The following is an 8,947-nucleotide window of genomic DNA, read 5'->3' as shown; positions in this document are numbered from 1 at the left end:
TGTTCGGCATCCCGAAGGGCTCGGCCTTGCAAATGCGGTTGGCGTGTGGCTACCTTTGCCAATGGTTTGGGATGCATTGCTAACAATTGGCAAAATTAAAGGGGTTTAAATGGAATTTATGGGAAGGGATAAATAAAATAGAGAAGCACCAAAAGCAAGTAGTTATAATTCATGAAAGAATCAATAAAATAAATGTTTTTCATGAAAAGTAATTGGTTTTCATGCTATCCTATCAAAATAATCATTCCTTATATATGTTTGTAGGTAACTTTATATTCAGCCTTTAATCCTTGTTAAATTTTGTGCTTTCCAAAGCATGCCGATTTATATTTACTAATTTTATCACGCTTATGTTTACTAGATTTAGTACATTTGATCTTGCTAAGATTAGCACAATAGGAAAAACTGATTTTAGCCCAAAGAAAAAATTGATAAGTAAATACAAAAACATGGCAACACCCAGAGAACGATTTGTAGAAGCCCTTACCTTTCTTAAAGGGATACAGGATCAAGGCATGGTGGGAATACATACTGATGATATTCCTAATGTTAAACATCGCCAGTTGCTTGTTAAAAATGGTTTTATACGCGAAGTTACCAAAGGATGGTATATAGCCACAGATCCCAATGAGAAAGATGGTGAAACCACTGCATGGTACAGTTCATATTGGGAATTTATAGCACGGTTTCTTCATCGGAAATATGGAGGCGATTGGTGCCTTTCGGCAGACCAGTCCTTGCTACTTCATGCAGGAAATCGAACAGTACCACAGCAATTATTTGTACGGTCGCCTAAAGGTAATAATAAATCAACTCCGTTACCACATAATACCTCCCTGTTCAATTTGAAGACCGACATTCCACCTGCTGAACAGACCATAACAGAAGAAGGTATCCGTATGTATAATTTACAGGCTTCCCTCATCTATGCCGGGGCACCGGTGTATGTACACAACGCGATCGATGCCCGTACCACATTGTCCCTGATAAGGGATGCTTCGGAATTACTGCCTATACTATTAGAAAATGGACATACCACATTGGCTGGACGGCTGGCAGGGGCTTTTCGTAACATCCAACGTGACAGGATAGCTGATCAGATTGTGGAAACCTTCAAACAGGCCGATTATGATATCCGTGAAGAAGATCCTTTTGACATGAGATTGGAATTAAAATTGTCCCCAAGGGAGCGTTCGCCCTATGCCAACCGTATCCGCTTGATATGGTTACAGATGCGTGAGGTAGTAATAGCCAATTTCCCCCAAGCCCCAAGTATACAGACCGACCATGAATCGTATATGAAGGACGTGGACGATATATACGTAACAGATGCTTACCATTCGCTGTCGATTGAGCGATATCGGGTAACCCCCGAATTGATTAAAAAAGTGAGTTCGGGTGAATGGGACACTAAGGAAAACGAAGCGGATCGGAAACAACGTGATGCTATGGCTGCCCGGGGTTATTATCAGGCATTTCAATCTGTAAAGGAGAGCATCAAAGCAATATTGGGAGGCGCAAATGCAGGGGCACAGGTCGATAAAGATCATGCTGTATGGTACAGACAGCTGTTTGACCCAAGTGTAGTGGTAGGTTTGTTGAAGGCTTCCGATTTATCCGGATACCGCAACCACCAAGTGTATATCGGTAATTCCAAACATGTTCCATTAAATGTGGATGCCATGCGTGATGCTATGCTTATCTTATTTGAATTGCTAGAGGAAGAGTCTGAGGCTTCTGTACGTGCTGTACTGGGCCATTTTGTCTTTGTTTTTATCCACCCGTATATGGACGGTAACGGTCGTATGGGCAGATTCCTGATGAATACAATGTTGGCTTCAGGTGGCTATCCATGGACGGTGATCCCTGTAGAGAATCGAGACGAATATATGCAAGTATTGGAAGAAGCCAGTGTGGAACAGAATATCGAACCGTTCGTAAAGTTCTTGGGACATTTGGTCAGCGAAAGAATGAAAGGTAAAAACGCAGCGGAATTACCAAACAAAAAATAGCCGTATAATATTATTTGAAATCATTTGATTAGATTTGTAACATAGAAAGCGTAAAACGCTCTCGTTGATGTCTTAATTGATGTCCTATTTTCAAAATAAAGACATAAAATACTGGTATAGAGAGGGTTGTATTTAGAGTTTAAATCCTGTCATCCCGACCAAGAAAATCCAATCGCGAAAGTGGTTGGATTTTTTATTTTTAGGGTGTAGTACTGCCAAGTACTTAAGCGATGAAAATAAAAAAGACAGTCAGGCGATTGCCTGATGGATTTTCAGGAAACGAAACGATTAGTATAATTGATATAACAGGGAAAAGAAGAATGATAGTGTCCGCAACTTCTCATAAAACAGTTGTAAATATAAACTTTTTAGCTGTGGGTGTTTATATTCTAGAGATTAATAGAGAAAAAGGGAGAGAAGCACAGTTATTAGTAAAGAAATAATTTTTTGCAACTAGAAACGAAACTCTCAAATAGAATTAGAGGTTATTCCTAATCATAGGGGTAACCTCTAATTTGTTATAGGGAAGAGCAAGAAGGTAACACGCTAAAGCGATATTACTGATTCTGATTTCTTCGAAATCCCCTTTGTTCATATAGATTTCGAGACTTTCAGTAATTTATCAATGTAACGTTTTTTGATTTATTTTTGACTAAAAAGCCTAGGCAGCCCAGTAAAATCAGGGCATTTTTGACTAAAAAATGGGATTTATAGCTTTTGTATTACTGTGAATTTTAGGTCTACAAAAGAAGATTTATCGAAATGGATTTGAGCAATTTTGAGAAGTTTTTCACAGAAAAATGAATAGGAGGCCTAAAATTATATGCCCTGTTTAGAAATTATCAACTTTCCAATGACCAACCCCGGATCAAGCAGGTGCAACTTGATTTGTTGTTTTCCTACTTTGGTTATGGTAAACGAACTTTTTTCAGATGAATAACCTCGCAATACGTTTGCGGACCATTCCCTGGTCTGACTGCGACTGTGGACATCTTTTAATTCGGTTTTATTCCCATTTACAGCTACTGCATAAGTCAAGTTGAAATTCTTGTTGATTTTATGAGTTGGCAGGCATCTTACTTCTAATTGATAGGTTCCAGGATCGAGATTTACCTCATAGGTTGCAAAAGGCGCCTTGTCCAATTCTTCTTCCTTGTACGACTCACCAAGCAGATCTGTACGCGTTATGGCTGCTTCTGCCGGTCCTAGTTCTTTGATAATTTCCAGTTGATCTGATTGTGCTACCGGATTATTTACATTTACCACAATTGTTTTAGGGGATCTTTTAACCTCCCCTCCTTCAACTGTTTTTTTAATATCTCCTTCAGAAGCAACTTTAGGCATTTTGAAAACCCCAAGGTCTCGTGGTTTCCAATCCATTATGCCATTCCACTTCCCTCCTGCTATTTCTTCGTTATAAACTCGCGTCAATCTTTTGATCTCTTCAAATGCTGTTTCAGCTTTTTGACTGTATTCTATAGCAGTATCGTCTCCCTTGGCGGCCAAGTCAAGGCTTTTACGAGCGTAAAAGATTTTTTCATTCATCAATCTTGCACCATGAACAGGGTAGTAGATTAACTGAAAATAGGCATCTTGAAGTCTTTCAGGAATATTATTTTTAAGTGTATCCACCCGAGCAGATAGTTCTTGATATCCTACAAGTCTTTCTTTGGCTTCCTCTTTGGTAAATTCCAAATCGCCCAAATGTTCCGGTTTTCCTGCTTGTGCCAACCGGTAATAATCTCTTTTTATCCCGGATATCTGTTCAGCATATTGCGCTCCGAAAGTCCGTTTTGCCCATTCTAATGTATATTGATGTGCCCTTTTCGGACTCCATTTGTCTACATCCCAGGCTAAATCTAATGCAAATTCCATTTCCAATTCGGCTGGCTTGATATCCCCCACATTAATAACCCATAACCTGTCGGCTCCATAGGTATAAGCTTTGGTCATTTCATAAGAAATCAAACTTGGGGAAATGCTCGACAACCATAAATAATCCCTTGGTCGTCCCCAATAGGAAAGGTGATAATAAACCCCACTTTTACCACTTCTCGCCCGTTCTTCCGGTGTTGATAACTGACGGATATAACCATGGTTATCATCAGCCCAAACAATAGTGATATCTTCAGGTAAATCTAATCCGGATTGGTATAATCCCAGCACCTCTTTATACGGACAGAAAATCTGGGAAATTTTCCCGACTTCCTCTTTAAATTGATCGAGAAAGATACTGCGCTGATCCTGTATCACTTTTTCAAGCAGTTTGATCTTTTTATCCCGGTTTTTTGGTCCGGGCATACTACCATCGTGAATACCGCGCATACCAATAGTGTAAACCGATTCAAAACCTTTTGATTCCTTGGCCCTGTCCTCCCAATATTCATGAATCTGCTCTTTATTCAGGTCATAGCGCCATTCTTTAGGCTTGTTTCCATATTCATTTTCATAGTTCTTTTTCCATTCAAACACATTATTCCTCAACATAGGCTCACAATGGCTTGAACCAACAACAATGGCATATTTATCGGCTACCACAGGATTTTCTTTGTAATAATAAAATGCCCTAGTACTGGGGTGCATTGCCGGCCAGATATAGTTTCCTTTTAACCTTAACAGCAATTCAAAAATACGTGCATAGGTTTTAGGACCAATATCTTTTACATCGGTATCCATATTCTTCGCCGCCCAGGGCTGAAGCCCCCAATCTTCGTCGTTTAGGAAAATCCCCCTGAATTTTACAGAAGGGGTTTCCGATGTATAGCTCCCCGCTGTGAGGTAAAGTTCGTTTCGTTTTTCCGGTAAAACATCTGCCCACCAAACTAAGGGGGAAACTCCCAGTATTTTAGAAAGATGAAACACCCCGAAGGCCGTTCCCCTACGGTCGCTACCCACAATAACAAGCGCTTTTTTTACTCCTCTTATTGGCTTATCTACCGTGATGAGCTTAAAATTTTCCCAGTTTCCTTTAATATCGGTTACATCAATCTTACCTGAAGCCACCATTCTGTCTATCCATTTGGATTGCCCCAAAGTGCCGATAATGAGTGATGTGCGCTCCCCTTTTTTATTTTGCTGATTTACGGCAGGTTTCTTCCCGGTAATCAATTCAATGTCTTTTGCAAGTGCTTTAGAAGCAATCCCCACCACCTCAGCATCAGAGCCATCTATAAAAATGGCTGTGGTTTCCGACGCCGTAACCAAAGGAAAATCATTTTTCTGCTCACTTAGTTGAATGCTTTGGGCAAAAGTTAAACCGACCCAGAAGTTACATAGTATAAAAAGTATGTTTTTCATGTGTGTATTTTATTTCTTTTCAAATGTTTAAAAACAGTGAAAAAGTAGTTATTATCTCACTTTTTCGTATCCTGCTCTATCCTTGTTAACAAAAATTCCCCTATCTAGTAAAGGATTTTAAAATAATCTCGTTAAAAAAAATGATATCTTTAAAAGAACTGCCCATATCTTTTACGGTATGGGCAGTTTTTGAATACCTCTGTGGTTCCATGTCCACAGAAAATTTAAATTAACCAAACTGCATGGAATGTTTTTTATATCTCTTATTGATTGATATGCCAGATATTAAGCTGTATCCCTAAGCCTACCAAAGTATTTTTCAATATTTGAAACTGCTGTACATTGAAATTACTTCAAGCAGGCATTCAGGATAACAACTAAATAAAAAGCTAACTAACAATCAAGTTCAATTGATTTTTAATTAATAGCCCGGGTTTTGCTTTAAAACAGTTCCAGCATTCTTTTGATTTCATTAAGGTAAACCTGCTTTGTCTCATCAGTAAGCTGCCAGTAGTAAGAAGCATCCGTATCAGCTCCAAAACCAAAGTAGGTTCTGGGTCCGGCAGGTGCATCACCAGCTCCTGTATAAAACTCTGTCCCTAGCTCGAAGCGCACAAACAGCATAGCTCCGCCCTCTTCACTCTCGGCATCGCCGGGAGCGCCTACTGCCAAAACTTCTCCATTGGTTGGAGTTGTACTATCAACGTATAGCAAGTTTACGGGTGTATTTAACCATGGCAGTAAATTATTATCAAGGGTAACACCTTCAAAAGCTATATCGCCCGGTTGCTGAATTTGGGCTCGAACAATAGCTCCTCCTCCGGGGTCATAAGCTGCAGGGTTCCCATCATTATTAAACCAGTTCATCCGATTATCCCTTGCTGCCCATTGGCTGTTCAGGATAAGGGGAACTGTTAACGCATTCCAGCCTGTTTTTTCCTCTCCATCAAAATCCCCTGAGTTACCGCTACGTCCAATGATAACCAAATCCACAGCGTTTAACATATCAATATCTTCCTGGGGAGCAGAGCCAAAGGAGGAATTATAATAGGTGGTCACATGAAAGCCTTGTTCCCGCAACCATTCAATTTGCTCATTATCATTGGAATCATCCGTTACAAACACCAGCTTAGGCATAGGAACCGGTGTAGATTCAGCATACTCACTATAAATCGTATCTATGGCTAAAAGTGATGGAACAAAAAGTGAACGGTATTTATAAGACGACCCGCTTTTAAAATCGGAAATGGAAATAGAATTATCATCAGGACCTAAAAAAAGTTCCTTACTTTCTCCGGAGGTGTTTTCATAAATAAATTTTGTACCAATAATCCCACTGGTTTTATCAGCCAGACTATAAGTAACATCAAGGAGGCTATCGACTAATGCATTCCCAAGCACCTCTCGATTCCCTGCATTATTGACAAAATCAGAACCAAAAACCTGTGCCCCTGCTGAAACAACTTCAGAAGATTCACCTGCATCGTTAAAAGTCTGAGCTTCAAAAATATAAATTTTCTCCTCCAGATTATCAATTATTTCTTGTATTGTGTCTACTTTGCTAGAGGTGCTCACAGGAACAACAAGAGATTTTGATCTCCCATTCCAATAGATCTTGACCTCTGAAACATTTGGGTCTTTTACCACACCCTTCAACAGAACCTTATTGAGGCCGGACCTGATTTCCAGGGATTCTAATCCACCTAAAGAGGTTTCCTGATTATTCAACACAGGGTATTCATCCTCACAGGAAAACGTACTGATTAATAGAAAAAACAGTAGTAATTTTATTAAATGCTTTTGTTTAGGTATCATTGTTTTATCATTTTAATGTAATTGAAATAACTGATTATTGCTGTGCATGCATATTTTTCATCACTCTACTCCCCATTCAAATGGTAAATACCAGTTTTCAGGATTCATAAGTTTAGACCTAACTGCACTTGCGTTAGAATTTCCTTCACGGCTTAATTTCTGATATATTCTGTCTGCCAAAAAGGAGGGATCATTTCTTCTTCTTGCAATACGTACTAGATCGCCCCAACGGTTACCTTCGAAAGCCAACTCCTTGGCAGATTCATTGATAAGGTTACCTTCTATAGAAATCAAACTATCCCCTACTACTTCTGTACGCTCTAAATATGCACGTCCCCGTATACCTCCATTACGATGCCAGTCTGCCCTATATCGTGGGAAATCCCCATTTCGGGCATCAAAATCATAAGGGAATGGCAGATGTGTTTGCTCTATATCTGTTTTATCGGTTTCTCCTTCAACGGTATAAGCAGATCGAACTCCATAGTTCAATAAGGCATCTGCAATTTTGTGTTGGTTGTCGCGATTTGCTGCTTCAGCATATCGTAAATGTAATTTAGCAGCCCGGTATAAAAACCAGTCTCCTGCAGTTTGGAATTCATCAACAGGTAACTGACTAATTGGATCAAGGTGCTTAAAGAGATATTTCATGATGACCGGTTGATCATTAATCATATTATAAGAGAATTTCTTTCCCCTGGCGTCATATGGAACACCATTTTGCTGCACTTCCTCTTCCCATATGTCCATAGCATGTTGTGATGGCTTTAATAAATAATCCCCTCCACTGTTTGAAAACAAATTAAGGAATGGATTCTTTGGGGCAAAATTACTATCAAATGGTAAAGACCATATCCACTCTGTATTCCATAAGCGATCTTTCTCCCTTGCAAACATCGATCTCCAACCTTGGGTATTGTTATTGACCAATGATGAAGCATCTTGTTCAGCAAACCTGGTATATCCAACTGCAAAATCGTTGTGGTTAACAACATCGGCATATTTGATACGATAAATATCAAAACGGTCTGAATCATTACCGCTCGAACTTGCTGTTTCCAATACGGTTTTATAGTGTGATGCTGCTTGTAAATAATTACCATCCCATAAATAAATATCTCCCAAAAGACAATTTTTATTGATAAAAAACTTAGCAGTATTATACCCATCTACATCAATAACAAGTGTGCTATTAGTGTTGTAAGGATCAGTGTAAGGAAGGGATTCTATATAATCGACAAGTTCTTCAAGTAACTGATCAAAAGGAATTCTCGGATATTGGCTTATGTCTTGTACATCATCAATGTTTTCTACCGGTTCAGTAATATAAGGGATTTCCCCGTAGTGCATGCCCAATTGTAAATAAAGCCAACTGCGTAAAGTGCCTATATCGGAATAGCGTTCATTAAATTCACTGATCTCCATTTTGTTTTCTTCAACCATAATCTTAAAATTCTCAAGTGCATCATTACAGTTGTTGATTACTTCGTAAAAATCCTTGGGATTGGCATAAGTGTTATTTTTACTAACCGAATGCTCATTCAATTCCCGTAGGTATCCATCGGCATTATCAGTTGGGCTAACTAAATCTGCCCTTAATTCGTTAAGGATAATGTGTTTTTTGGCCAGTCCCATAAATTTACCATAAATACCAACTACGATTGCATCTGCATCAAAGATGTCGTTGTAAACCTGGTCTTCGTTCAATTTGTCTTGGGGCTCTACTTCAAGATACTCTTGGCAAGAAGTAAAACATAAAAGAACTGCTAAGGCTCCTAAAGCAATTTTATTCCCGGTATTTTTAATTATTGTCTTCATCTTTT

The 8,947-nt window shown here is 39.1% G+C and carries 5 protein-coding genes; 2 read left to right on the top strand and 3 right to left on the bottom strand.

Annotation, left to right across the window (positions count from 1 at the left end; genetic code table 11):
* Positions 1-449 precede the first annotated feature (449 nt).
* Entirely contained in the window at positions 450-2,012 is a 1,563-nt protein-coding gene (locus OOZ15_RS07750) for a Fic family protein (RefSeq protein WP_265955573.1), read from the top strand.
* 230 nt (positions 2,013-2,242) lie between these two features.
* Positions 2,243-2,455, top strand: a complete 213-nt coding sequence (locus OOZ15_RS07745; protein WP_265955571.1) for a T9SS type A sorting domain-containing protein — start codon at positions 2,243-2,245, stop codon at positions 2,453-2,455.
* 376 nt (positions 2,456-2,831) lie between these two features.
* Here the strand turns inward: OOZ15_RS07745 and OOZ15_RS07740 are convergent, their stop codons facing one another.
* The 3 genes from OOZ15_RS07740 to OOZ15_RS07730 all read right to left on the bottom strand — a co-directional run bounded on the left by OOZ15_RS07740 (position 2,832) and on the right by OOZ15_RS07730 (position 8,942).
* Complete coding sequence (locus tag OOZ15_RS07740) at positions 2,832-5,309, bottom strand: glycosyl hydrolase 115 family protein (protein ID WP_265955569.1); 2,478 nt, start codon at positions 5,307-5,309, stop codon at positions 2,832-2,834.
* A 441-nt stretch (positions 5,310-5,750) separates the two neighbouring features.
* Complete coding sequence (locus OOZ15_RS07735) at positions 5,751-7,124, bottom strand: DUF4998 domain-containing protein (protein ID WP_265955567.1); 1,374 nt, start codon at positions 7,122-7,124, stop codon at positions 5,751-5,753.
* 60 nt (positions 7,125-7,184) lie between these two features.
* On the bottom strand, positions 7,185-8,942 hold the full coding sequence (locus OOZ15_RS07730; RefSeq protein ID WP_265955566.1) for a RagB/SusD family nutrient uptake outer membrane protein: 1,758 nt from the start codon (positions 8,940-8,942) through the stop codon (positions 7,185-7,187).
* Positions 8,943-8,947: the final 5 nt, after the last annotated feature.

The organism is Galbibacter kalidii, assembly GCF_026241135.1.
GTDB lineage: Bacteria > Bacteroidota > Bacteroidia > Flavobacteriales > Flavobacteriaceae > Galbibacter.
Note: the sequence above shows the minus strand (reverse complement) of the source record. Positions and strands in the feature narration are given on the sequence as shown.

Bases quoted from the DNA above. Each gene is read 5' to 3' on its own strand.
- OOZ15_RS07745 (WP_265955571.1), top strand. From the start codon at position 2,243: ATGAAAATAAAAAAGACAGTCAGGCGATTGCCTGATGGATTTTCAGGA.
- OOZ15_RS07740 (WP_265955569.1), bottom strand. From the start codon at position 5,309: ATGAAAAACATACTTTTTATACTATGTAACTTCTGGGTCGGTTTAACT.
- OOZ15_RS07730 (WP_265955566.1), bottom strand. From the start codon at position 8,942: ATGAAGACAATAATTAAAAATACCGGGAATAAAATTGCTTTAGGAGCC.
- OOZ15_RS07735 (WP_265955567.1), bottom strand. From the start codon at position 7,124: ATGATACCTAAACAAAAGCATTTAATAAAATTACTACTGTTTTTTCTA.
- OOZ15_RS07750 (WP_265955573.1), top strand. From the start codon at position 450: ATGGCAACACCCAGAGAACGATTTGTAGAAGCCCTTACCTTTCTTAAA.